General features: G+C 66.1%; 18 protein-coding genes. 3 read left to right on the forward strand and 15 right to left on the reverse strand.

What is annotated here, in order from left to right; translation table 11 throughout:
* Window positions 1–16 precede the first annotated feature (16 nt).
* The 3 genes from ASD71_RS18200 to ASD71_RS18210 form a co-directional block, all read right to left on the reverse strand.
* Window positions 17–1,651 (reverse strand): alpha/beta hydrolase, encoded by a 1,635-nt coding sequence (locus tag ASD71_RS18200; protein ID WP_056567756.1) that lies wholly within the window; start codon window positions 1,649–1,651, stop codon window positions 17–19.
* Between the two features lie 123 nt (window positions 1,652–1,774).
* Complete coding sequence (gene pgeF, locus ASD71_RS18205) at window positions 1,775–2,539, reverse strand: peptidoglycan editing factor PgeF (protein ID WP_056567758.1); 765 nt, start codon at window positions 2,537–2,539, stop codon at window positions 1,775–1,777.
* Entirely contained in the window at window positions 2,527–3,525 is a 999-nt protein-coding gene (locus ASD71_RS18210; RefSeq protein WP_056567762.1) for an RluA family pseudouridine synthase, read from the reverse strand. Before ASD71_RS18210 ends, pgeF begins: the two co-directional genes overlap by 13 nt.
* Before the next feature lie 107 nt (window positions 3,526–3,632).
* Between ASD71_RS18210 and ASD71_RS18215 the strand changes: the two genes are divergently transcribed.
* Complete coding sequence (locus ASD71_RS18215; protein WP_056567764.1) at window positions 3,633–4,421, forward strand: outer membrane protein assembly factor BamD; 789 nt, start codon at window positions 3,633–3,635, stop codon at window positions 4,419–4,421.
* Window positions 4,422–4,501: 80 nt separating this feature from the next.
* Here ASD71_RS18215 and ASD71_RS18220 read toward each other — a convergent pair whose 3' ends face one another.
* Window positions 4,502–6,592 (reverse strand): ATP-dependent DNA helicase, encoded by a 2,091-nt coding sequence (locus ASD71_RS18220; protein WP_056567766.1) that lies wholly within the window; start codon window positions 6,590–6,592, stop codon window positions 4,502–4,504.
* A gap of 174 nt (window positions 6,593–6,766) precedes the next feature.
* Here ASD71_RS18220 and tex point away from each other — a divergent pair, with 174 nt between their 5' ends.
* Together tex and ASD71_RS18230 are read left to right on the forward strand one after the other, a co-directional pair.
* Complete coding sequence (tex, locus tag ASD71_RS18225; protein ID WP_056567769.1) at window positions 6,767–9,145, forward strand: RNA-binding transcriptional accessory protein Tex; 2,379 nt, start codon at window positions 6,767–6,769, stop codon at window positions 9,143–9,145.
* A 335-nt stretch (window positions 9,146–9,480) separates the two neighbouring features.
* Complete coding sequence (locus ASD71_RS18230) at window positions 9,481–9,987, forward strand: hypothetical protein (protein WP_056567772.1); 507 nt, start codon at window positions 9,481–9,483, stop codon at window positions 9,985–9,987.
* A 64-nt stretch (window positions 9,988–10,051) separates the two neighbouring features.
* Here ASD71_RS18230 and ASD71_RS18235 read toward each other — a convergent pair whose 3' ends face one another.
* From ASD71_RS18235 to ASD71_RS18285, 11 genes are all read right to left on the reverse strand, one after another.
* Window positions 10,052–11,407, reverse strand: coding sequence for a tryptophan--tRNA ligase (locus tag ASD71_RS18235; RefSeq protein ID WP_056567775.1), 1,356 nt, complete (start codon window positions 11,405–11,407; stop codon window positions 10,052–10,054).
* An 87-nt stretch (window positions 11,408–11,494) separates the two neighbouring features.
* Window positions 11,495–11,818, reverse strand: a complete 324-nt coding sequence (locus tag ASD71_RS18240; protein WP_056567777.1) for a DUF3325 domain-containing protein — start codon at window positions 11,816–11,818, stop codon at window positions 11,495–11,497.
* Window positions 11,815–13,524: a PepSY domain-containing protein gene (locus ASD71_RS18245; protein WP_056567779.1), complete on the reverse strand. Its 1,710-nt coding sequence runs from the start codon at window positions 13,522–13,524 to the stop codon at window positions 11,815–11,817. Before ASD71_RS18245 ends, ASD71_RS18240 begins: the two co-directional genes overlap by 4 nt.
* Entirely contained in the window at window positions 13,521–13,826 is a 306-nt protein-coding gene (locus tag ASD71_RS18250; protein WP_156395225.1) for a DUF3649 domain-containing protein, read from the reverse strand. Before ASD71_RS18250 ends, ASD71_RS18245 begins: the two co-directional genes overlap by 4 nt.
* A gap of 176 nt (window positions 13,827–14,002) precedes the next feature.
* Window positions 14,003–16,531 carry a TonB-dependent siderophore receptor gene (locus tag ASD71_RS18255; protein ID WP_156395226.1) on the reverse strand — a complete coding sequence of 843 codons (2,529 nt, stop codon included), beginning with the start codon at window positions 16,529–16,531 and terminating at the stop codon, window positions 14,003–14,005.
* Window positions 16,532–16,609: 78 nt separating this feature from the next.
* Window positions 16,610–17,584: a FecR domain-containing protein gene (locus ASD71_RS18260; RefSeq protein ID WP_056567785.1), complete on the reverse strand. Its 975-nt coding sequence runs from the start codon at window positions 17,582–17,584 to the stop codon at window positions 16,610–16,612.
* Window positions 17,577–18,110 (reverse strand): sigma-70 family RNA polymerase sigma factor, encoded by a 534-nt coding sequence (locus ASD71_RS18265; protein ID WP_056567787.1) that lies wholly within the window; start codon window positions 18,108–18,110, stop codon window positions 17,577–17,579. The genes ASD71_RS18260 and ASD71_RS18265 overlap by 8 nt, the downstream gene beginning before the upstream one ends.
* Before the next feature lie 112 nt (window positions 18,111–18,222).
* A complete protein-coding gene (gene zapE, locus ASD71_RS18270) occupies window positions 18,223–19,314 on the reverse strand; it encodes a cell division protein ZapE (RefSeq protein ID WP_056567791.1) in 1,092 nt (363 codons plus the stop codon).
* A gap of 84 nt (window positions 19,315–19,398) precedes the next feature.
* Window positions 19,399–20,826 (reverse strand): dihydrolipoyl dehydrogenase, encoded by a 1,428-nt coding sequence (gene lpdA / locus ASD71_RS18275; RefSeq protein WP_056567795.1) that lies wholly within the window; start codon window positions 20,824–20,826, stop codon window positions 19,399–19,401.
* Window positions 20,827–20,958: 132 nt separating this feature from the next.
* Window positions 20,959–22,188 (reverse strand): 2-oxoglutarate dehydrogenase complex dihydrolipoyllysine-residue succinyltransferase, encoded by a 1,230-nt coding sequence (odhB, locus tag ASD71_RS18280; RefSeq protein WP_056567799.1) that lies wholly within the window; start codon window positions 22,186–22,188, stop codon window positions 20,959–20,961.
* Window positions 22,189–22,291: 103 nt separating this feature from the next.
* Complete coding sequence (locus tag ASD71_RS18285) at window positions 22,292–25,159, reverse strand: 2-oxoglutarate dehydrogenase E1 component (RefSeq protein WP_056567801.1); 2,868 nt, start codon at window positions 25,157–25,159, stop codon at window positions 22,292–22,294.
* Between the last annotated feature and the right edge of the window lie 111 nt (window positions 25,160–25,270).

A 25,270-nucleotide genomic window follows, 5' to 3' on the forward strand; every position in this document is an offset into this window, starting at 1 on the left:
ACCGCAATGCGCGGTATCAGGCCGCCCGGACCTTTACATATCTGCCAGGGGCCGGCTCGATCGGCCGGTACTTGGCATTGCCTGACTTTGTCCTCGCCTTGACCTCTTTGCCTGAATGGCCAGCCAGCCAGCCGGTCCAGTCGGGCCACCAGCTTCCGGGGTGTTCCACGGCCTGCGCGAACCACGTGTTGGGGTCGCCGGGCAACGGCTGGCTTTCCTGTTCCAGCGCATCGGCCACCCAATAGCTGCGGCGCTTCTTGGCGGGCGGATTCACCACGCCCGCGATGTGGCCGGAGGCGCCCAGCACGAAACGCTGCGGTCCGCGCAGTACCTGCGTGGACGCATAGGCCGACACCCAGGGCACGATATGGTCTTCGCGCGAACCGAAGATATAGGCCGGCATGCGCAACCGCGTCAGGTCCAGCGGCAAGCCGGCGGCCTGCGCGCGGCCCGGCACCTTGAGATTGTTCTCCAGGTAGGTATTGCGGAAGTACCAGGAAAAGAAAGGCCCAGGCAGATTGGTGCTGTCGCCGTTCCAGAACAGCAGGTCAAAGGCCGGGGGCTTTTGTCCCTTGAGGTAATTGCCGACCACGTAGTTCCAGACCAGCTCATTGGGGCGCAGGAACGAGAACGTGGTGGCCAGATCGCGGCCCGGCATCAGGCCGCCGTTGCCCAGTTGATGGTCGCGCATGAGCGCGTGAGTCTCGTCGACAAAGACGTTCAAGACGCCGGTATCGTGAAAATCGAGCATCGAGGTGAGCAGCGTCAGCGCGGCTACGGGATGCTCGCCGCGCGCTTCGGCCAGCGCCAGCGCCGCGCCCAGCATCGTGCCGCCCACGCAGAAGCCCAATGCATTGACCTGCGGTTGCTTCGTGATGTCGCTGGCCACGCGCAGCGCCTGCAGCACCGCGTCGTCAAGGTAGTCGGACCAGGTGGCGCGGTCGACGCCATCGGTATCGGCGGCAACCGGATTGCGCCAGGAAATCAGGAAGACCGTGTAGCCCTGCCCGACCGCGTGACGCACGAACGAGTTCTCGGGCTGCAGATCCAGGATGTAGAACTTGTTGATGTTCGGCGGCACGATGACCAGCGGCCGTTCGTACACGGTGCCGGTCGACGGCGCGTACTGGATGAGCTGGAACAGCGGGTTCTCGAACACCACGTCGCCGGGAGTCGTGGCCACGTTGCGGCCGATCTCGAATTGGGACTCGTCGGTCTGCGTGATGCGGCCCTTCTGCACGTCGCCCAGCAGGTTCGCCAGGCCTTCGTTCAGCGCGCGGCCCGCGCTTTCGACGATGGACTGCTGCGCGTCGGGATTCAGCGCCAGGAAGTTGGACGGCGACAGCGCGTCTACCCACTGCATGATCGAGAATCGAAGGCGGTCTCGCATGGGCTCGCTGACCTGCGCGGCATCGACCATGCGCTGCATGGCGCGGGCGGACAGCAGATAGGTATGCGCCAGCAACAGGTGCGACGCGTTCGCCGCCCAGGCATCACCCGAGAACCGGCGATCGGACGGCGGCGCCAGCGTGCCGCGCTGGGCATCGTCGCAAAGGCGTTGCCATTCGCGCGCGAACTCTGCCTGGATGTCAGCCAGGACTTCCGGTGCCACGCTCACCGGAATGGGACCTGCGGAGAGATTGGCATTCACTTCGACACCTTGTTATCGAGACTTCGCGATTGATGTTGCATTCCGGGTTCAGGGCTGTCAATGCGGGTATACAAGGAGGCTGCTACCGCGGGACGCAAGGCCGGCGCCGGCCTTTGCGCAGCGTCAAACCGGGTGCAACCAGGCCAGCATTGCCATGCGTCCCGTCACGCCGTCGCGGCGGTACGAAAAGTACCGTTCCTTGCGCGTCACCGTGCATTCCCCGCTGAGGGACACCTCTTGTACCCCGGCGCGCCGCAACCGGAAATCAGCCAATCCGGCGAGGTCGGCCAGCCACTTGCCGGCGGCGCCGGAACGCGCCGTGAAAAAGCGCACCGTCGCCGGGTCGTCCGCGGTGAAGGCGTCGAGCACGTCCTGCCCCACCTCGAACTGCTCCGGACCGATGCCGGGCCCGACCCACGCACGCCATCCGGTCGCGTGAGGCGCCTTGGCGCGCATGGCGTCCAGCGTGTGCTCCAGCACCCCGCCCGACAAGCCGCGCCAGCCGGCGTGCGCCGTGCCCAGCACCTTGCCCTCGGCGTCGGCGATGACCACCGGCAGGCAATCGGCCACCATGATGGCCAGGACGCGCCCGGGCTGCGCCGTGACGCTGGCATCCACTGCAGGCTCGGCGGGCACATCGGACGCGTCCGCGTCCACGACCTCGCTGCCATGCACCTGGCGCAGCCACAGGGGCTCGGCGGGCACCGCCGCGCGTACGCGGCGCCGGTTCTCGGCCACGGCCTCGGGGTTGTCCTCGGCCCGCAGGCCAAGATTGAGGGTGTCATGCGGCGCCACGCCGACGCCACCGGCTCGGGTCGTGCAGAAGTAGCCGACGCCATGCCAGTCGGGTCCCGTCACGACGGGCAGGCCTGCGATCAGACGTTCCATGCGATGCTCTCCTGGACCTGCGCCATGTCGGCAGGCACCGGCGCGTCGAACTGGACGTCGCCCTTGCCTCCGGGATCGTCGAAATGCAGCGCACGGGCGTGCAGCATCTGGCGCTGCGCTCCGGCGATATTCTTGCCGCCGTAGATCGTGTCGGCCAGCAGCGGATGCCCCAGGCTGGCCATGTGCACGCGGATCTGGTGGGTGCGCCCGGTTTCCAGGCGGCACACCACTTCGGTGACGCGGCCACCGGGGTCCACGGAGCCGCGGCGGGCCGGCGCGTAATTGGTGATGGCCGGCTTGGGCGCGACGGGCCGCTCGACGCTCATGCGCACCGGCACGCGCGGATCGCGGCCGATGGCGCGGTCGACCTTGCCCGCGGCGGCCACCCAGCCGTGCGCCAGGGCCACGTATTCGCGGCCCATGCTGCGCGCCTGAAGCTGGCGCACGAGATGGGTCTGGGCGATGTCGTTGCGGGCGACGACCATCAGGCCGGAGGTGTCCTTGTCCAGCCGGTGCACGATGCCGGCGCGGGCAACCTGCGCCAGTTCCGGGTAGCGATGCAGCAAGCCATTGAGCAGCGTGCCGCTCCAGTTGCCGGCGCCCGGGTGGGTGACCAGGCCCGCCGGCTTGTTGACGACGATCCAGTCGGGGCTTTCGGCAACCACGCCGAACTCGACGGGCTCGGGCGTGAATGCCTGCGCATCGGGCGCGGGCTGCGCCCAGATGGTGAGTTCGTCGCCGGGGCCGACCGTCTGCCGGATCTTGCCCGGCGACCCGTTGACCAGGACGTTGCCGGATTCGATCCAGCCTTGCAGGCGATTGCGGGAATGGTCGGGCAAGAGACCCGCCAGAACCTTGTCGAGCCGGTCGGCGCGCGTGGCGGACGGCACGGTTACAAGTTGTGGCTCGGGGCGGCCGGATTCGTCGAGATTTTCGTCGGCGCTGTCGTCGGAAACAAGATCTGCGCGGGCGGCTGTATCAGACATGGAGACAAATCATATAATCAGCCTGCCATGCTAACACCAAGGATACGATTCTCGTGATTCACCACCCTGCAGCTCCCTCGAACCCCGCATCCCGCAGCGGGTCGGTTTTGCGCGTGGTTATCGCGCTTTTCACCGTCCTTGTCATCGCCGGTTGCAGCGGGGCGGACAGCAAGTTCGACAAGACCACCAACTGGAGCGCAGAACAACTCTACGCGGACGCCAAGGCTGAAATGGCGTCGGGCGGCTGGAAAGAAGCGCGCGAGCGCCTGACCGCCATCGAAAGCCGCTACCCGTTCGGCGTCTACGCGCAACAGGCGCTGCTGGAGCTGGCCTACGTCAACTGGAAAGACGGCGAAAACGAACAGGCGCTCGCTGCCATCGACCGCTTCCAGCAGCTCTACCCCAACCACCCCGGCACCGATTACGCGCTCTACCTGAAGGGCCTGATCAACTTCACGCCGGCCAGCGCCTTCATGAGCAACCTCACCGGCCAGGATCCGGCCGAGCGCGACCCCAAGGGTCTGCGCGCGTCCTATGACGCCTTCACCGAGCTGATCAAGCGCTTCCCGGAAAGCAAGTACAGCGTCGACGCTGAAAAGCGCGTGGCGTGGCTGGTCAACACCATTGCCATGAACGAAGTCCACGTCGCCCGCTATTACTACGAGCGCGGCGCCTACGTGGCCGCCGCCAACCGCGCGCAGACCGTCATCACCGACTTCGAGGGCGCCCCCGCCACCGAAGAGGCGCTCTACCTGATGGTTCAGTCGTACGACAAACTGAACATGACCGACCTGAAGAACGACGCCCAGCGCGTCTACGACAAGAACTTTCCGAACAGCGCGTTCCGGACCCAGGGCCTGAAGGCCGACAAGAGCTGGTGGAATCCCTTCAACTGATTCCGCCCGCATGGGAAACAAAAAGCCCTTCAGATTTCTGAAGGGCTTTTTTTCGTCTGCTGGGCGCGCGATGTGCCGTGTTAAGCGTCGTCCGGTCCGCGCTTGCGCCGGTAGAAGGCCAGCACCTCTTCCAGCTCGCGCGTGCGCGCAAACGGCGGCAGGCCGCGCCAAAGACGCTTGCCGTACGGTTTTTCCACGAGCCGCGCGTCGCCCACCATCAGCACGCCCCAATCGGATTCGGTGCGGATCAGCCGGCCGGCGCCCTGCTTGAGCGAGATGGCGGCTTCCGGCAACTGGTACTCCGCAAATGGATTGCCGCCTTGCGCACGGCAGGCGCGCAGGCGGGCCTCGATGACCGGATCGTCGGGCGGCGCGAACGGCAGCTTGTCGATCGCCACCAGCGTCAGCACATCGCCCGGCAGGTCGATGCCTTCCCAGAAGCTGGCGCTGCCCACCAGCACCGGATGCTTGAGCTTGCAGAAGCGATCGAGCAGATCGCGGCGAGTGCCCTCGCCCTGCTTGAGCAGCGGCCAGTCATGTCCCGCGTCGTCAAAGGCATCGGCCAGCAGATTGGCGACCTTGTCCACGGCGCGCAGCGTCGTACAGAGCACCAGGGTGCCGCCGGGGCTGGCCTCCAGTAGCGGCAGCAATGTCTGAACGAAGCGATCCAGGAACTGCGGCGATTGGGGCTCTGGCATGCCGCGCGGCACGAACAGCAGCGCCTGCTCGGGGTAGTCGAATGGAGACTCCCATTTGCCGGTGCGCGCGGTATCCAGGCCCAACTGGCTGGTGAAGTGCGTGAATTCGCCGTTTATCGACAGCGTGGCCGAGGTCATGATCCAGGCCTGGCCGGGCTTGCGGAACTTGGAGAACGCCTGCGCCACGGACAGCGGCGCCGAATGCAGCCGCACGTGATGCAGGCCGTGCTCGACCCAGCGCACGGCCGGCCCCGTCCATTGTTCGGCCAGCGCGGCGCCTTCGAGCAACGCCGCGGGCGTGGACGGACCGTCGCCCAACGGGCTTTGCACGGGGGCCTGATCGTCGCGGCCCCAGCCCTCGTCGTCGTGCGCGCCGCTGCTGCGGCCGGGCGTTGCCCAGCGCTTGAGTTTGACCGAAATCTCCGCGCCCATGCGCGCGGCCGCGAGCAGGTCGGGATGTTTTTCGGCGACCGCGCCTAGCGCCTTGGTGGCGCTGTCCACGGATTCACGCAGCGACAAGAGCGCTTCGTCGAATTCTTCGGGGTTGGGGATGGCCTCGAATGTGGCCTTGCGGCCCGGCATCTTGTCCAGCGGTGCACAGACCAGCCGCAATTCGCGCGCGGCGGTTTCCAGGTGACGGCTGACGTCGCTCCATTTGGCGGCTTCGCGCGCATAGGCGAGCCCCGCGACTTCCAGCGCGCGGCCAAAGTCCATCAGTTGGTGCGTGGACACGCTGTTGCCCAGAAAGCGCGTGGCGGTGTCGGGCAGTTGATGGGCTTCGTCGAAGATGACCGTGTCGGCTTCAGGCAGCAGGTCGGTGACGCCTTCTTCGCGCAGCATCAGGTCTGCCATGAAGAGCGCGTGATTGACGACGACGACGTCGGCTTCCTGGGCCTGACGGCGTGCCTTGACGACGAAGCAGTCGCGGATGCGCGGGCATTCCTGGCCCAGGCAGTTTTCGCGCGTGGACGTGACGCGTTGCCAGATGTCGGCGTCTTCCGGCACCTGCGCCAGGTCGCCGCGGTCGCCCGTTTTGGAGATGCCCGCGAACACCTGGATCTGGCGCAGCTGCTGGATTTCGGAGCGGGACTTCAGGGCGCGCTCGTCGCCCTGCAGGCGTTCGAGATGGTAGTGGCACACGTAGTTGCCGCGGCCCTTGAGCAGCGCGGCCGTGACAGGCGCGGCCAGGGCGGCGCGCACGCGCGGCAGATCGCGCGCGAAAAGCTGATCCTGCAGGGTGCGCGTGCCGGTGGAAATGAGCACCTTGCCGCCCTGGATGAAGGCGGGTACAAGATAGGCCCAGGTCTTGCCGATGCCGGTGCCGGCTTCGGCCACCAGCGTGGCGCGGTCCTGGATGGCCTGGCCGATGGCCTGCGACAGTTCCACTTGCGATGGACGCGGCTTGTAGCCGGGCAAGGCCGTGGCCAGCGGCCCGTCCTCGTCAAAGAATTCGGATATGTCCAGGTCCAGCATTACAGCAGCCTAATGTAGGGCCCCAAATGATACCCGCTGGCGCGCCGTTTTCCTGCTTGCGGCCTGCCGCAACGCCCCTGGCAGAGGGACGGATCAGTCCCTTGCGCCACGTTCCGTAACAACGGCTTATGGCACAATCCGCCCCTCGTTTTCCCTTTTTGCCGTCGTATAGAGATGTCTGAAACTTCCACTATCACGAACGTCGCCACCGGCGTCGACAACGCCCGCATCGTCGCCCAGCTCGCCACCGAGCTGGGCGCCCGCGCCTCCCAGATCGCTGCGGCGGTGGAACTGCTGGATGACGGCGCCACCGTGCCCTTCATCGCCCGCTACCGCAAGGAAGCGACCGGCGGCCTGGACGACACCGTGCTGCGCAACCTGGAAGTCCGCCTGGGCTACCTGCGCGAGCTCGAAGACCGCCGCGGCGCCATCCTGGAATCCATTTCGCAGCAAGGCAAGCTGACGGCCGAGCTGCAGCAGGAAATCGCCGCCGCCGACACCAAGCAGCGCCTGGAAGACCTGTACGCGCCGTACAAGCCGAAGCGCCGCACGCGCGCCCAGATCGCCCGCGAAGCCGGCCTCGAGCCGCTGGCCGATGCCATCCTGGCCGATCTCGCCTGCGATCCCGCCGCCCTGGCCGCGCAATACCTGAATCCCGAAGCCGCCATCAACGACGCCAAGGCGGCGCTCGATGGCGCGCGCGACATCCTTGCCGAACGCTACGCCGAAAACGCCGACCTGCTGGCCGACATGCGCGAGCACCTGTGGTCCACGGGCCTCGTGTACTCGAAGATGATCGAGGGCAAGGAAACCGAAGGCGCCAACTTCCGCGACTGGTTCGACTTCAACGAGCCGCTGCGCACCCTGCCCTCGCACCGCATTCTGGCGCTGCTGCGCGGCCGCCAGCAAGGCGTGCTCGAGCTGCGGCTTGGCCTGGAAGCCGACCTCGAAGCCCAGACCCCGCATCCGTGCGTGGCCCGCATCGCCAACTTCCTGAAGCTTGGCAACGGCCTCTTCGCGCTGGACGCCACGCCGCGCGCGCGCTGGCTTGGCGAAGTCTGCCGCTGGACCTGGCGCGTCAAGCTCCTGACCGCCTTCGAAAGCGAACTGATCGGCCGCCTGCGCGAAAGCGGCGAAACCGAGGCCATCCGCGTGTTCGCCGCCAACCTGAAAGACCTGCTGCTGGCCGCGCCCGCCGGTCCGAAGGCCGTGCTCGGCCTGGATCCCGGCATCCGCACGGGCTGCAAGGTCGCCGTCATCGACAAGACCGGCAAGGTCGTCGACACCACCACCGTGTACCCGTTTGAACCGCGCCGCGACCGCGAAGGCACGATCAACACGCTGGCCGCGCTGGTGGCGCGCCACAGCGTGGACCTGATCGCCATCGGCAACGGCACGGCCTCGCGCGAAAGCGAAAAGCTCGTGGGCGACATGATGGAGCGTTTCCCCGACCTGAAGGTTACCCGCGTCGTCGTTTCCGAAGCCGGCGCATCGGTGTATTCGGCCTCCGAAACCGCCGCCCTGGAATTCCCCGACCTCGACGTGACGCTGCGCGGCGCGGTGTCCATTGCGCGCCGCCTGCAGGACCCGCTGGCCGAACTGGTCAAGATCGACCCCAAGGCCATCGGCGTGGGCCAGTACCAGCACGACGTCAACCAGCGCGAACTGGCGCGCTCGCTGGACGCCGTGGTCGAAGACTGCGTGAACGCGGTGGGCGTGGACGTGAACACGGCGTCGGCCGCGCTGCTGGCCCGCGTGTCCGGCCTGAACTCGCTGCTGGCCAAGAACATCGTCTCTTTCCGCGACGAAAACGGCGCCTTCCCCACGCGCGACATCCTGCGCAAGGTGCCTCGCTTTGGCGACAAGGCATTCGAACAGGCTGCCGGGTTCCTGCGTATCCCCAATGGTGACAACCCGCTGGACGCCTCGTCTGTCCACCCCGAAGCCTACCCGGTGGTCGAGCGCATCGTCGCCAAGATCAAGACCGAGGTGAAGCAGATCATCGGCCAGCGCGAAGCCCTGAAGGGCGTGTCGCCGTCGGATTTCACCGACGAGCGCTTCGGCCTGCCGACCGTCAAGGACATCTTCGCCGAACTCGAAAAGCCCGGCCGCGATCCGCGTCCGGAGTTCAAGACGGCGCAGTTCAAGGAAGGCGTGGAAACGCTGAACGACCTGTATCCGGGCATGGTGCTGGAAGGCGTGGTGACCAACGTGGCCAACTTCGGCGCGTTCGTCGACATCGGCGTGCACCAGGACGGCCTCGTTCACATTTCGGCGCTGGCCGAGAAGTTCGTGAAGGATCCGCGCGACGTGGTGCGCGTGGGCCAGACGGTCAGCGTCAAGGTGTTGGAAGTGGACGCCGCGCGCAAGCGCGTGGCGCTCACCATGCGCCTGAACGACACGGCCGCGCCGGCCCGCCGCAGCGCCGATGCGCCCAAGGGCGGCGACCGTCCGCGCCGTCAAGGCGATGGCGGCCGCAACGCAGCTGGCGGCGGCGCCGCAGCGTCGATGAACAGCGCCATGGCGGACGCGTTCGCCAAGCTCAAGCGCTGATCCGCTGATCCCTCCGGATCCTCTGCGTTACCCAGATCCCGGCGCCCAGGCGCCGGGATTTTCTTTGCGCGGCCCCGTTTCAGCCGCGTTGCCGCAGCCTAGGGCTTACCCGTAGAACGCCCGCTTTCGTTGCGTTCCCTCAATTCGAAATCGTAGAAATAAGTGAAAATATCCAATTGTGTCTAAATAATAAAATCGCACCGAAGACGGTTAAAAACCCAGGGCGATCACCGGCGACACAAACCCACGGCCAGGCGAGCTTCTGCGCGTAACGTCAGTCGGGTGCAGCATCAGAACAAGAGCGCGCCCCCCGATAGCCCGGAGATCCGTCCGCCATGCTCAGCACCATCACCCTCGCTGCCAATGAAACCGCCACGATCACCGACAAGGACGCCACGGCAAGCGGCATCTATGGCGACGTGACGTTGGGTCAGTATTCGCATCTGATCGTCGACGGCACCGAGGTCAACTTCAAGCACATCACGCTGGAGCGCCTGGGTGGCCGGATCATCGAATTGCGCAATGGCGCCCAACTGCACGTGGGCGCGCTGGGATTCGCCAGCATGGGCGCCAGCATCATCTACCGCATCGGCATCGGATGCGTGATCACCTACGATGCCAGCCAATGGGATCCCGAGGTCGTGGCCAACACCACGTTCGACTTCGCCAGCGAGGGCAGCGGCACGCTGAAGTACTTCCCGTTCATCAACCCGGAATGGCTGGACTGTCCCAACGTCACGGGCTATTCGGACGGCGACCAGCTTGAAATCGCGGGGCAACGCCGCGTGCAGCGCTTTCAGGTGCGCGACGGGCGCATCGTCACCAGCGCACGCCTGAACTGAATGCAAAACGGCGCGGATTGCCCGCGCCGTCTTCGTCCATCGGTTGCCGGCCGCTGGCTACTGATTATTCCTGCGCCAGCGACAGCAGCGCTTCACGCGTGCGCGCGATGCCTGCAGCGGGTTCGCCCCGCACGCCGTCGGGCGCGGAGGCAACCGTCACGCCGTCGATCACCACCGCATAGCCCTGGGCATTGGCCTGCAGGACGCTGTCCGCGGACTCGGACTGCAGGCGGCGCATCAGCGCGCCCGCTTCCTTGGGATCGGCAAAGCGCTGAGACAGCAGCAGTTCCTCGCCGTCGGCCGCCAGCAGGCGGAAGCGGAAGCCCCCATCCTCGTCGCGGAAGCTGACGAAACGCGCGCCCTTGGATTTTTCCTTCTTGCCCTGGGCGCCCTTGCCCGCCGTGGCGGCGGCGCCCAGATTGCGCAGGCCCACGGCCTCGCGCAGTTCCTGCATGAACGGCACGGCAAGCTTGCGCGCCTTGGCCGCGCCAGCCTGCAGGATGTCTTCGATGCGGCCCGGATTGGCCATCAGGTCGACGTACTTTTCGCGCATCGGGGCCAGCAGGTTTTCCAGGTGTTCGAACAGCGCCTGCTTGGCATCGCCCCAGCCCATGCCGGCCTCGAGCTGCTGGCGGAACGCCGCCGATTGCTCGGACGTGGCGAATGCGCGATACAGCGTGTACAGATGGGAGGATTCAGCGTCCTTGGGTTCGCCGGGCTCGCGCGAATCGGTCACGATGCGCATCACCGACGCGCGCAATGCGCTCTTGCCGCCTTCAAAGAGCGGAATGGTGTTGTTGTAGCTCTTGGACATCTTGCGGCCGTCCAGCCCCGGCAGCGTGGCCACGTCTTCTTCGATGACCACTTCCGGCAGCGCGAAGTAGTCGCGCCCGTACAGGTGGTTGAAGCGCTGCGCGATATCGCGGGCCATTTCCAGATGCTGGATCTGGTCGCGCCCCACCGGCACCTTGTTGGCGTTGAACATGACGATGTCCGCGGCCATCAGGATCGGGTACGAGAACAGCCCCATGGTGATGCCGTCGTCCGGATCCACGTTCTTGGCCACGTTCTGGTCCACCGAGGCCTTGTAGGCGTGCGCCCGGTTCATCAGGCCCTTGGCGGTCACGCAGGTCAGCAGCCAGCTCAGTTCGGGGATCTCGGGGATGTCCGACTGGCGGTAGAACGTCACGCGCTCGGGGTCCAGGCCCACCGCCAGCCACGTGGCGGCAATTTCCAGACGCGAGCGCGCCACGCGCGCCGGGTCGTCGCACTTGATCAGCGCGTGGTAGTCCGCCAGAAAGAAGAATGCGTCCACGCCGGGCTGCGTGCTGGCCTGCACTGCCGGACGGATCGCGCCCGCGTAGTTGCCGAGATGGGGAGTTCCAGTCGTGGTGATGCCGGTAAGGACGCGGGTGTTCATGAGGCGAGAAGGCGGTTGCTAGGGGAAGCCGTCAGTGTAACGTGCCGCCGAGCGGCCCTGCCTGGGAAAGCCCCAGGGGACCCGCGTTTACAGCACAGCCAGCACGGGCGCCGCCAGCGCGCACAATCCGCCTGCGGTCAGCGCGGCGCGCGGCCGGAAGGTCAGGAACCAGATCAGCAGCAGACCGGCAATGCTGAGGATGCCGATCCATTCGACCGTGCCGTAACTCCAGCCCCAGACCGCCGCCGACGCCCACAGCGACAGCGCCAGCGACGCCCAGCCGAACAGCCGCAGCGGCAGCCGGTGGCGGCGCGGCAAGGCGCGGTCGAACAGGTCTTCGTAGTGACGGTCCATGCCCAGGCAAAGGGCGGAAAACCCTGCATAAGCCAGGCAGAAGGCGGCAAGCGTCATGGCGTATCACCTCGCGGTTCAAAAGCGGTCCGGTGCACGGCGGCCGGGACGGCAGGCTCGTGGGCAGCGGCGGTTGCTGGGGTGGGGGCAGTGGCGGCGACGGCGGCCTTGACCGCCTCGTTGCGCGCGGCGCGCGGCTTGCCAGCCGTTCCGGCGGGCGCCCTGCGGGTGCGGGCGGCCTTGACCGCCATCCAGGCAAAGAACAGGGCGCTGGCCAGGCACGTCAGGTCAAAGCCCGCCATCACCCAGTCGCCCTGCGGCAAGGAAACGCCCAGGTGCCGGTCGGTGGTCAGCGCATTGACCACGGGCACCAGCGCCAGCGCGGCGGCGGCGATGCCCAGCAGGTCCTGCCATTTGCGCCGCTGGAACAGAAACGCGTAGACCAGCGACAGACCCCACGCGATGAAGAAGGCGCGCACTTCCCAGACCTGGCGGCCGGGCATGTCGGCAGGCAACAACCGGTTGGCCAGGAACAACGCGGCCACGCCGCACACGACGCCCGCGATGGTGCCGGCGTTCAGGCCATCCACCAGACGCAGCGAAAAGGCCTCACGCGTGTCACCCGGCCGCGCCTTCTGGCGGCGCTTGGCAATCCACAGCACGAGGCCCGTGGCCACCATGGCCGTGCCGGCCAGGCTGACGATGAAATAGAACCAGCGCAGCAGCGGTTCGGCAAACAAGCCCAGGTGCAGGCCAGTAATGACGCCCGTGGTCACGACGGTGGCGCTGTGATCGTCCTCGGATTCCTGCAGCGCGCCCGTCACGCCGTCAAAGCGCATGAAGGGCGCGAGCAGGCCATACGACACGCCATCGCCCACATTGCGCAGGAGCGTGATGGTGGCGCCCGCATCGCCGGGATTGTTGACAGTCACCCGCCCAAGCCGGCCCTGCCAATGCTGCTGCGCCTGCTCCACCAGCGGCGCGATTTCGACCAGCGGCGCCGGCTGATTCAGCGGCGGCGTGATCTTGTTGGCCTTGAAGACCTCGCTCGTGAACTGGCGCGGATTGTCGTAGACGGCCTGGATGCCCGCCGGCATCAGCATCACCATGAACAGCACCAGACCACTGAAGGTGATCATCAGGTGGAACGGCAGGCCCAGCACCGACAGCACGTTGTGGCCGTCCATCCAGGCGCGCTGGCCGCCCTTGCCGGGCCGGAAGGTGAAGAAGTCAGCGAATATCTTCTTGTGCGTGATGATGCCGCTGATGATTGCCACCAGCATGAACATGCCCGCGATGCTGGCCAGCCACCTTCCCCAGGGGAACGCGGTCTCCAGTTCGAAATGGAACCGGTAGAAGAAGTCGCCGCCGCGCGTCTGGCGCGCCGTCACGGGCTCGCCGGTGGCCGCATCCAGCTTGACGCGCACGAAGCCGCGTTCGCCCGGCTTGGGCTTGGGCACCTGGTACAGCAACTGGATAAGGGGCTCGCGGTCCGAGGGCGGCGCAATGAACCAGCGCTTGGCGTCGGGCGCGTGTTCCGCCAGATAGCGCTGCGCCGTGGCGACGGCCTGGACCGCCGGCGCCGGCTGCACCTGGATCTCCGGCTGCATCCAGCGTGTGATCTCGGGCCGGAAGAAGGCCAGCGAGCCGGTCAGGAACATGGCGAACAGCACCCAGCCAAAGATCAGGCCGGCCCACGTGTGCAGCCACGACATGGACTGGCGCAGACCCTCTTCGCCGGGATGCTTGTGCTTGGCCGCCTTCATGCCGCCACCAGCCGATGCGCCAGGAACAATCCGCCCAGCAACGCGGCGGGGCCCAGGATGCCGGCCCAGGCGCGCCAGGCGTTGCGCGTGGCGAACACCCAGATCACGCCGCAAGCGTAGACCACGAAGGACAGCATCTGTGCCGCGGTCACGGCGTCGGCGCGACCCATGGGTAGCCAGACCGCCAGACAGGCAGCCGCCGCCGAAGCCAGGGCATAGCCGCCCAGGATGGCGGCCGTCGCGCGAGAGAAAACGGCCAATCTGTAGCGCATCATGCCTGCGCCGGCTGCGGGAGCTTTCACGGGAGTTCTAAGTAGTTGCGGGCCCGTGGCGGACCCGGGGAGGGGACGGGGTTTGCGAGCTTATCCGCCTTTCCCTGTATAAGGCCTGAATTATAACGATTCTCGTTAAGACAGGAGCGGCAGTCTCGGACCAAAAGAAAAGGCGGCTCGCCGGGGAGCCGCCTTTCCGACCTGTTTTACCAGCGATACCGCAAGCTGGCCTTGATGGAGCGCTGGTAGCCAAACCAGCACCAGGATTCGCCGGAGCACGACGCGATGTACTCCTTGTCGAACAGGTTCTGCACGTTCAGCGCGACCTGCATGCCCTTGAGCGCGGGCGATGCGCGGCCCAGGTCGTAGTCCAGCATCAGGTCCACCAGCGTGACCTTCGGCACCTTCAGCGTGTTCGCCTCGTTGGCATACGACGAACCGATATAGCGCACGCCGCCGCCAACGCCCAGGCCGGCCAGCGGCCCTTCCTGAAGCTGGTAGCGCGCCCACGCCGACGCCTGCTGCGACGGCAGCGCGGCGGGCGTCTTGCCGGTCAGATCGAAGCCCGCCGCATTCGGATAGGCCTTGGTGTACTCGTTGTTCATGACCGAGTACGCGGCAATCAGCGACAGACCGCGCATCGGCTCGGTCTTGGCTTCGAGTTCGATGCCCTGCGTGCGCAGCTCGCCCGCCTGGATCGAGCAACGGCCGCCGGCCGTGCCGCACACGTGCGTCGGATCCGGATCGGTGGTCGTCATGTTTTCGCGGCGGATGTCGAACGCTGCGAACGTCAGCAGCGTGGCCGAACCCGGCGGCTGGTACTTGATGCCCACTTCGTACTGCTTGCCCTCGATCGGCTTGAACGGCGTGTTGTTCCAGCCCGTGCCCGACTGCGGCTCGAAGGATTCCGAATAGCTGAAATACGGCGCGACACCGTTGTCGAAGTTGTAGATGGCGCCGAACCGGCCCGAGAAGGCTTCCGCGTTCAGCTTCGACGGGGTGACGCGGCCGGAAGCGATTGCGGTCGTTTCACCCACATTGCGCGACCAGTCATAGCGCCCGCCCAGCAGGAACGACAGGCGATCGATCTTGATCTGGTCCTGGAAGTACACGCCCGTCTGATACTGCGTGGTGGTCGCGTCGCTGGAGAACGCCGGCACGGGAATGTTCTGGAAGTTGTCGGGGTTCTTGACGTACAGCGCGGGCGCGGAGCCAAAGCCCGACAGCGTGTCGGTCTTGACATGCTGGTAGTCGAAGCCCACCAGCACGTTGTGGCCGATCTTGCCCGTGTTGAACCGCGCCTGCAGGTTGTTGTCGATCGTCAGCGCCCCGACATCCACGTCCGTCGCAATGGAAGCGCGCTGATGGTACAGGTAGGTGCGGTCCGTGTACCCATAGAAGTTGGTCATCGCCCCGTAGACGCTGCGGTACTTGGCGTCCGAATGCGTCCAGCGCAAGCTTTGCGACGCCTTGAAGGTGTCGTTGAAACGGTGATCGAGGATGTAGCCCAGCGAATAGCTCTTGCGATCGCTCTTTTCGAAATTGGCGTCGCCGTCGTAGTAGTTGGCCGGCAGACGGAAGCCGTCCGGCGCGCTCAGCAGCGTGCGCATCCCTGGCACGGCGCCGTACGACCCCATGTCGGGATCGTGCTGGAAGTTGGTCAGGATGGTCAGCGAGGTATCCGCATTGGGCTTCCACGCGAACGCCGGCGACACGAAGTAGCGGCGCTCCTTCGTGTCCTGCACCTGGCCGTCGGACATATAGCCCGAGCCCACCAGGCGGTACAGGTACTTCCCCTCTTCGTCGATGGGACCGCCGAAGTCGAAGTTGGCGCGGCGGAAGTCGTAGTTGCCGACCTGCAGCTCCACTTCGCGCAGCGACTCTTCCAGCGGGCGTTTGCTGACCTGGTTCACCACGCCGCCCGGGCCGCCCTGCCCGTACATCACCGACGCCGGCCCCTTCAGCACATCCACGCGTTCAAGGCGGAAGGCATCCACCTGCGGCAGCGCATCTCGGCCGCCGAACACACGCAACCCATCCAGGTACGTGGAGGCCGAGAATCCGCGCACGTTGAACTGATCCAGGCGGGTCGCCGTGGCGCCGCGCGACTCGGTGGCAACGCCCGCCGTGTAGCGCAGCACCTGATTCAGCGTCTGGGCGCCCTGCTCCGTGATCTGCTCGCGCGTGACCACGGACACCGACTGCGGCGTCTCGATCAGCGGGATATCGGTCTTGGTGGCGCTGGCGCTGGCGGTGGCCACGTAGCCGACCGTGGGCGCAAAGGCGCTCTCCGACATGCCCGTCACGGTCACCGGCGCGAGCGTGTGCGTGTCGCCCGTGGAGACCGGCGCGGGCGACAGCGTCCAGGTGTTGCCCGACTGCGCGCGCGCGAGCAGGCCGCTGCCCGCCAGGATGCGCGAGAAGCCCGCGCCCACCGTATACGAACCGTTCAATCCTTCCGAGCGCCGGCCGCGCACCAGCGCCGGGTCGAACGACAGCACCACCCCGGCGCTACGCGCAAACTGGGTCAGCGCGTCGGCCAGCGGTCCTGCGGGAATCTGGTAGCTGCGCTGGCCATTGGCGGTGGCCGAAGCGCCTGCCGCGGACGCCGGCTGCGCCCAGGCCGCCGGCGCACCGGCAAACAGCGCCCCAGCGCAGGTCGCGGCCAGCACGGCCTTGCGGCCGGCGGTCATCGGTGCGCGCAGGCGGGGGTGGATTGAAGCGGACACAAACATCTCCCTGTACGGTGGTTTCTTTCTGCTTTCCGTACGGGGATGCAAAACCTGCAATGCGCCGGCAAGAAAATTTGTAACTCAGGCGCCGCTGGGTCCGACCTGAAGCCAATATTGCGTGCGGCGCGTCACCGCGATCGGCAGCGTATGCTCCAGCGCCTTGAGCGCGCGCTCGGCGTCGTCCAGCGGAAACACGCCCGACAACCGCAACGACGCCACCGCGGGGTCAACGCGGATCACGCCCACCCGCTGGCGCGCCAGGTACTCGGCAAAATCGTCCAGCCGCCACTCCTTGGCCACGACCATCCCGTCCACCCATGCCAGGCGATCCGGGTCCGACGCACCGCGCCGCACCTCGCCGTCGTCGGCGTAGACAAGCCGTTCTCCGGCGCTGAGCTGCATCACCCCCCCCTGGCGCAGCAGCGCAACGCTGCCTTCGTACAAGCCCACGCGCGAACCCTCAGCCGTGCGCCGCAGGTCAAACCGCGCGCGTTCGGCGCGCAGCTCGCCATAACCGGTGTCGACGCGCAGCGCCTGCACGCCGGGGCGCGGCTCGGCCTGCACCAGCAGCTCGCCACGCAAGAGGTCGATGTCGCGCGTGCTTCCGCTGATGTTCACGCGCACCGCGGTGTCGCTGTTCAGCGTGACACGCAGCCCGTCCGCCAGCGCCAGCGCACGGCGTTCGCCCACGCCGGTGCTGTAATCGGCGACCAGCCGTTGCCACGGCGCATGGCGGTAGCCCGCCCACCCGGTGGCAGCGATGCCCGCGCCGGCCAGCAGGCTGCGCAGCGCGGCGCGCCGGCCGCGCGAGGCGGGCGCATTCAACGCGGTATGCGCCAATGCCGCGGGCACGCGGCGCGCATCGCGGCCGATGTCCTGCAGCCGGTCCCACGCCACGCGATGCGCGGGGTCCTGGGCCAGCCAGGCGTGACAGGACGCGCGCTCGGCCGCATCGTCGATCCCGGATTGCAGCCGCGCCCACCAGGTGATGGCCTCGCGCACGACCGCATCGGAGGGCCGCACGTCCACGCGCGCTCCGTTCGCTGCGTCAGGCATGGATCGCCGCATAGCACGCGGACATCGCCCGCACCATGTATTGCTGCACCAAGCTCAGCGACACATCGAGGCGCTCGGCAATCTCGGGATACGTCAGGCCGTCCAGCTGCGACAGCAGAAAGGCCGCGCGGGCCTTGGGCGGCAGCCCGTCCAGCAGACGGTCCAACTGCATCAGCGCCTGCAGTTGCTCGGCCTGCGCTTCGGGCGACGGCGCATAGGATTCGGGAACGGTGGCCAGATAGGCCAGATACGCATGTTCCAGCGCGGCATGGCGCTGATGATCGACCACCAACCCTTTTGCAATGGTGGTGAGCAGCGCGCGTGCCTCGCTGGCGCGCACCTGCTTGCGGCCCTGGATCACCCGGACAAAGACGTCCTGGGCCAGATCTTCCGCGCGGTGTTCGCAGCCCAGCTTACGGCGCAGCCACCCGAACAGCCATGGGCGATGATCGCGATACAGGCCATCGACAGGCGCGACCTGGGCGTCGACGCACGGGGCCGATGAGGAAAGCAAGGTGGAAGACACGGATTGAGACTGCGGCGCTGAACCAAAAGTCCCAAAATCTTAATTGATAATGACTTGCATTAACAATGATTGCGCCCCCCTGCTTCCGAAATGAGGACCGGATGAGGCTTTACTACAACGTCACGGTCAGTCGGCGCTCGGATTCCAGGTATTCGCGCGACTGCATTTCCAGAATGCGCGACACCGTCCGGTGGAACTCGTTGGCCAGCGCGCCTTCCGTGTAGATCTCTTCGGGCTCGCACTCGGCCGACATGATGAGCTTGACGCGGTGGTCGTAGAACACGTCGATCAGCCAGGTGAAGCGGCGCGCCTCGGACGCCTGGCGCGGGCCCATGCGCGGCACGCCCGACAGGATCACGGCATGGAAGCGGTTGGCCAGCTCCAGGTAGTCGTTCTGCGAGCGCGGACCGCCGCACAGCGTGGCAAAGTCGAACCACACCACCGACCCGCCCAGCGCCAGCGCGCGGATCTCGCGATGCTCGATGTGCAGCACCGGGTCCTGCGGCGGCGTATCCGCCAGCGCATCGAAGGCCGACTGCAGCGCCTTCTGGGCGTTGTCGTCCAGCGGCGTGTGATAGCTCTGCACCTGTTCCAGCGAGCGGCGGCGATAGTCGATGCCCGCGTCCACGTTCATCACGTCCATGCGCGACTGGATCAGCGCGATGGCGGGCAGCACGCGATCGCGGTGCAGGCCGTCCGTGTACAGCGTGGACGGTTCGTAGTTGGACGTCATCACGAATGACGTGCCGTATTCGAACAGCTTGAGCAGCAGGCGATGAAGAATCATCGCGTCCGCCACGTCGGACACGTGGAATTCGTCAAAGCAGATCAGCCGGTAACGCTTGGCCACGCGCTTGGCGACCTCGTCCAGCGGATCCTGCATGCCCTTCACTTCCTCCAGTTCGCGGTGCACGCCGCGCATGAACTCGTGAAAGTGCAGGCGCGTCTTGCGCACGACGGGCACGGTGGCATAGAAGGCATCCATCAGGAAGCTCTTGCCGCGGCCCACGCCGCCCCAGAGGTACACGCCGCGCGGCACGTCGGGACGGTTCAGCAGCTTTTTCAGCGCGTTCGAGCGCATCGACTTGAACTTGACCCATTCGTCGTAATAGCGCTGCAAGCGGTCGATCGCCTTCTTCTGCGCGTCGTCGGGCTTGTAGCCGCGTTCGGCCAATGCGTGTTCGTAGTAGTCGCTGACGTTCATAGGGGAACCGGATCAGGCTGAAGGGAATAAAGAAAAGGGCGGGTCCTGGAACCCGCCCCCGGTCTTGCAGAAGTCAGACGCGGCTTAGAAGTTCAGCGCACGCTTGTCCACGGCCAGAGCGGCTTCCTTCACGGCTTCCGACAGGGTCGGGTGCGCGTGGCAGATGCGGGCGATGTCTTCGGCGGCGCCGCGGAATTCCATGATCGTCACGGCTTCCGAGATCAGTTCCGAGGCCATCGGGCCCACGATGTGCACGCCCAGGACTTCGTCGGTCTTGGCGTCGGCAATCACCTTGGCAAAGCCGGTGGTGTCACCCAGCGCACGGGCGCGGCCGTTGGCCAGGAACGGGAAGCTGCCGGCCTTGTACTCGCGGCCTTCGGCCTTGAGCTGCTGCTCGGTCTTGCCGACCCAGGCGATTTCCGGCGAGGTGTAGATGACCCACGGCACGGTGTCGAAGTTGACGTGGCCGTGCTGGCCGGCGATGCGCTCGGCCACCGCCACGCCTTCTTCTTCAGCCTTGTGCGCCAGCATCGGGCCGCGCACGACGTCGCCCACTGCCCAGACGTTCGGCAGGTTGGTCTTGCAGTCGCCGTCGACGGCCACAAAGCCGCGCTCGTCCAGCTTCAGGCCCACGGCGTCGGCGTTCAGGCCGCCGGTGTAGGGCACGCGGCCGATCGAGACGATCAGCTTGTCCACGACCAGCTTCTGCTCGGCGCCCTTGGCGTCGACGTAAGGCACGGTCACCGACTTGGCGGTCGCCTTGATCTCACCGATCTTGACGCCCATCTGGATATTCAGGCCTTGCTTGGTGAAAGCCTTGAGGGCTTCCTTGGCCACTTGCCCATCGGCGGCAGCCAGGAATTCCGGCATCGCTTCCAGAATCGTGACTTCCGAACCCAGGCGGCGCCACACGCTGCCCATTTCCAGGCCGATCACGCCGGCGCCGATGACGCCCAGCGTCTTCGGAACGGCGCCGATGTTCAGTGCGCCGTCGTTGGACAGCACGACCTTTTCGTCGAACGGCAGGCCGGGCAGTTCACGCGCCGACGAGCCGGTGGCGACCACGACGTGCTTGGCAACCAGGTCTTCCTCGGCGGTGCCGGTGACCTTGATGGCCCAGCCGCCTTCCACTTGGCCGCTGAACGCGCCCTTGCCGTGGAAGAAGGTGACCTTGTTCTTCTTGAACAGGTACAGGATGCCGTCGTTGTTCTGCTTGACCACCGTGTTCTTGCGGCCGATCAGCGTGTCGAGCTTCAGGCTGACGCCCTTGACTTCGATGCCGTGCTCGGCGAAGTGGTGGTTGGCTTGTTCAAAGTGTTCGGACGATTGCAGCAGCGCCTTGGACGGAATGCAGCCGACGTTGGTGCAGGTGCCGCCGGGAGCCGGGCCGCCTTGGCCATTCTGCCAAGCGTCGATGCAAGCGACCGACATGCCGAGTTGCGCGGCGCGGATGGCGGCGATGTAGCCGCCGGGGCCTGCGCCGATCACGACGACGTCAAATTGTTTGGACATAGTGTTCTCGCGAATGAATGAGGGGGTGGAGCACGCCCCGACCAGCGCGGTCAGGCTGCGGGCCGGCGGGGAGCCGGCCCGGGCGCCGCGCGACCATCGGGTCGGGCGCGGCGCCGGCCAGGGGCGTCGAGATTACAGGTCCAGCAACAGGCGCTGCGGATCTTCCAGGGCGTCCTTCATGGCGACCAGGCCCAGCACGGCTTCGCGGCCGTCGATGATGCGGTGGTCGTAGGACAGAGCCAGGTAGTTCATCGGGCGGATGACGATCTGGCCGTTTTCGACGACGGCGCGATCCTTGGTGGCGTGCACGCCCAGGATGGCCGATTGCGGCGGGTTGATGATCGGGGTCGACAGCATCGAGCCGAATACGCCACCGTTGGAGATCGAGAACGTGCCACCGGTCATTTCTTCAATGCCCAGCTTGCCGTCAGCGGCGCGGCGGCCGAAGTCGGCGATGGTCTTCTCGATGTCGGCGATGGACAGCTGGTCAGCGTTGCGCAGGATCGGCACCACCAGGCCACGCGGGCTGCCGACAGCGATACCGATGTCGAAGTAGCCGTGATAGATGATGTCCTTGCCGTCGATCGAGGCGTTGATCAGCGGGTACTTCTTCAGCGCGGCAACGGCGGCCTTGACGAAGAACGACATGAAGCCCAGCTTGATGCCGTGTTCCTTTTCGAACTTGTCCTTGTACTTGGCGCGCAGGTCGATGACGGCCTGCATGTTGACTTCGTTGAACGTCGTCAGGATGGCGTTTTCTTGCTGCGATTGCAGCAGGCGCTCGGCGATGCGGGCGCGCAGGCGGCTCATCGGCACGCGCTGTTCCGGACGGCCATCCAGCGACAGCGTGGTCGGGGCGGGCGCGGCGGCAGCCTTGGCCGGTGCGGCCTTGGCGGGTGCGCTGGCGGCCAGGGCGTCGCCCTTGGTCACGCGGCCGTCACGGCCCGAGCCAGCCACGGAAGCGGCGTCAACGCCCTTCTCGGCCAGGATCTTCGAGGCGGCGGGCGACGCGACGCCAGCAGCGGCCGTCGATGCCGGTGCGGCAGCGGCGGGGGCGGCGGCGGCTTGCTCAGCGGCCTTGGGGGCTTCGGCGGGCGCGGTGGCAGCGGCACCGGCCTTGGCGGCGGTGTCGATGCGAGCCAGCACTTCGCCGGAGGTCACGGTGCTGCCATCGCCCTTGACGATTTCGGCCAGCACGCCCGAGGCGGGGGCCGGCACTTCCAGCACGACCTTGTCGGTTTCGACTTCGATCAGGATTTCGTCGGCTTCAACGGCAGCGCCCGGCTGCTTCTTCCAGGTCAGCAGGGTCGCTTCGGAAACGGATTCGGAAAGTTGGGGAACGACGACGTCGGTAATAGCCATTTTGTTTATTCCGTAGAGAGTGTGTTCTTGTCACGCGGCGCGGCAAGGTTCGAAACGGGGTTCCGGAACACTTGCCGCCCGCGGCGCGTGCATCAAGTAAAGGTTACTTCGTCAACATGACCTTGAACTTGGGCGCGAAGGCCGTCTCGATCAGAGCCTTCTGCTGTTCCTGGTGCTTGGCCAGGTAGCCCACGGCCGGCGATGCCGACGCGGCACGGCCTGCGTAGCCAAGCTTCTGGCCTTCGACCATGTTCTCGTAGACGTGATGCTGAACGTAGAACCAGGCGCCTTGGTTCTGGGGTTCGTCCTGCACCCAGATCACTTCGGTAGCCTTCGGGTACTTGCGCAGTTCGGCTTCGAACGACTTGTGCGCAAACGGATAGAGCTGTTCGACACGGACGATGGCGACGTTGTCGGCGCCACGCTCGCGGCGGGCGTTGACCAGGTCGTAGTAGACCTTGCCCGAGCAAGCCAGCACGCGCTTGACCTTGCTGGCGTCGATGGCCTCGTCGACCTCGCCGATGACCGGGCGGAAGCTGCCGCCGGCCAGATCAGTCAGGGGCGAACCGGCGTCCTTGTTACGCAGCAGCGACTTCGGCGTGAACAGCACCAGCGGCTTGCGGAACGGGCGGATCATCTGGCGGCGCAGAACGTGGAAGATCTGCGAAGCCGAGGTCGGCTGAACCACTTGCATGTTGTTGTCGGCGCACAGCTGCAGGAAGCGCTCGATGCGGCCCGACGAGTGCTCGGGACCCTGGCCTTCGTAGCCGTGCGGCAGCATCAGGGTCAGGCCCGACTGGCGGCCCCACTTGGCTTCGCCGGAGCTGATGAACTGGTCGATCACGACCTGAGCGCCGTTGACGAAGTCGCCGAATTGGCCTTCCCAGATGGTCAGCGTGTTGGGCTCGGCGCTGGAGTAGCCGTATTCAAACGCCAGCACCGCCTCTTCGGACAGCACGGAGTCGATCACGGTGAACGGCGCCTGGCCTTCCGACACGTTCTGCAGCGGAATGAAGGTGCCGTCGTTCCAGCGTTCGCGGTTCTGGTCGTGCAGCACGGCGTGGCGGTGCGTGAACGTGCCACGGCCCGAATCCTGGCCGGTGATGCGGATGGCGTAGCCCGAGGACACCAGGGTCGCGAAGGCGAGGTGTTCGCCCATGCCCCAGTCCAGGTTCATTTCGCCCTTGGCCATGGTGCGGCGGTCGTTCAGCAGCTTGGCGACCAGCGGGTGCACCGTGAAGCCTTCCGGCACGGTGGTGATGCGTTCGCCGATTCGCTTCAGTTCAGCCAGCGGCACGGCGGTGTCGGCCTGGTCGGTCCACTTGGCGCCCAGGAACGGCGACCAGTCGATGGCGTACTTGCTCTTGTAGTCGGTCAGCACCGGTTCGATGGTGCGCTGGCCGTCTTCCATGAGCTGACGGTAGTCCTTGACCAGCTGATCGGCTTCGCCGTCGGCCAGCACGCCTTGCGTGGTCAGCTTGTCGGCGTACAGCTTGCGCGTGCCGGGGTGATGGCCAATGCGCTTGTACATCAGGGGCTGCGTCAGCGACGGGGTGTCTTGCTCGTTGTGGCCCAGCTTGCGGAAGCAGACGATGTCCACAACGATGTCGTGACGGAATTGCAGGCGGTAGTCCAGGGCCAGCTTGGTGACGAACACCACGGCTTCGGGGTCGTCGCCGTTGACGTGGAACACCGGAGCTTCGATCATCTTGACCACGTCGGTGCAATACAGCGTCGAACGCGAGTCACGCGGGTCGGACGTGGTGAAACCGATCTGGTTGTTGATGACGATGTGCAGCGTGCCGCCCGTGCCGTAGCCGCGGGTCTGGGCCAGGTTCAGGGTTTCCATCACGACGCCCTGGCCGGCAAAGGCCGCGTCGCCGTGCACCAGCACCGGCAGCACTTGCTTGCCTTCGCCATCGCCACGGCGTTCCTGGCGGGCGCGGACGCTGCCTTCGACGACGGGGTTGACGATTTCAAGGTGCGAGGGGTTGAACGCCAGCGACAGGTGGACGGGGCCGCCGCGCGTGGACAGGTCGCTCGAGAAGCCGTTGTGGTACTTCACGTCGCCGTCGGTCAGGCCTTCGGCGTGCTTGCCTTCGAACTCGGCGAACAGGTCGCCGGGCATCTTGCCCATGATGTTCACGAGCAGGTTCAGGCGGCCGCGGTGGGCCATGCCGACCACGATTTCCTGAACGCCGTTTTCACCGGCGTGGTTGACCACTTCGTCCATCGAGGCGATGAAGCTTTCGCCGCCTTCCAGCGAGAAGCGCTTCTGGCCGACGTACTTGGTGTGCAGGAAGCGTTCCAGACCTTCGGACTCGGTGAGCTGCTGAAGGATGTGGCGCTTTTCTTCCGGCGAATACGTGGGCGCGCCCAGCGTGGTTTCCAGGCGTTCCTGGATCCAGCGCTTGGCGGCGGGGTCGGAGATGTGCGTGAATTCTGCACCGATGCTGCGGCAGTACGTGTCGCGCAGCGCCTTCAGGATGTCGCGCAGCGTCATCGTGCTGGCGGTCGTGAAGTAGGTGTTGGTGGCCGAGTAGGTCTGGTCCAGATCGGCTTCGGTCAGGCCGTAGAAGGCGGGATCGAGCTCCGGAATCGGCGGACGTTCCTGGCGCTTGAGCGGGTCCAGATCGGCCCAGCGCGAGCCCAGCGAGCGGTAGGCGGCAATCAGCGATTGCACCGAGACCTGCTTGCTGGCGACGCTCAGGTCGGGTTCGGCGGAGCGTTGCACGAAGGCATTGGCCTTGGCGCGCTGGGCGAACGATTCGACGATGGGAGCGTGGGCCTGGTCACGAGTGGATTCCTGGCCGTCGGTAGCGGGAGCGTGCTGCAACTGGTCGAAGTATTCGCGCCAATTGTCAGGAACCGAACCGGGATTGTCGAGGTAGGCTTCGTAAAGCTCCTCAACATACGGGGCATTACCCCCAAAGAGATAAGACGTGGATAGAGATTCTATTTCCGAAGACATATCGCTTCACCTATACGAGTGCTTCACTCGAGACGATGCAGGAAAACCTTCCGCGACACGGGCTTCCCGTTAAGCGGATAGCAGGGGCAGAAGGCGCGTACAAGCCTTGAA

This window comes from Achromobacter sp. Root565 (genome assembly GCF_001427425.1).
GTDB lineage: Bacteria > Pseudomonadota > Gammaproteobacteria > Burkholderiales > Burkholderiaceae_B > Achromobacter > Achromobacter spanius_D.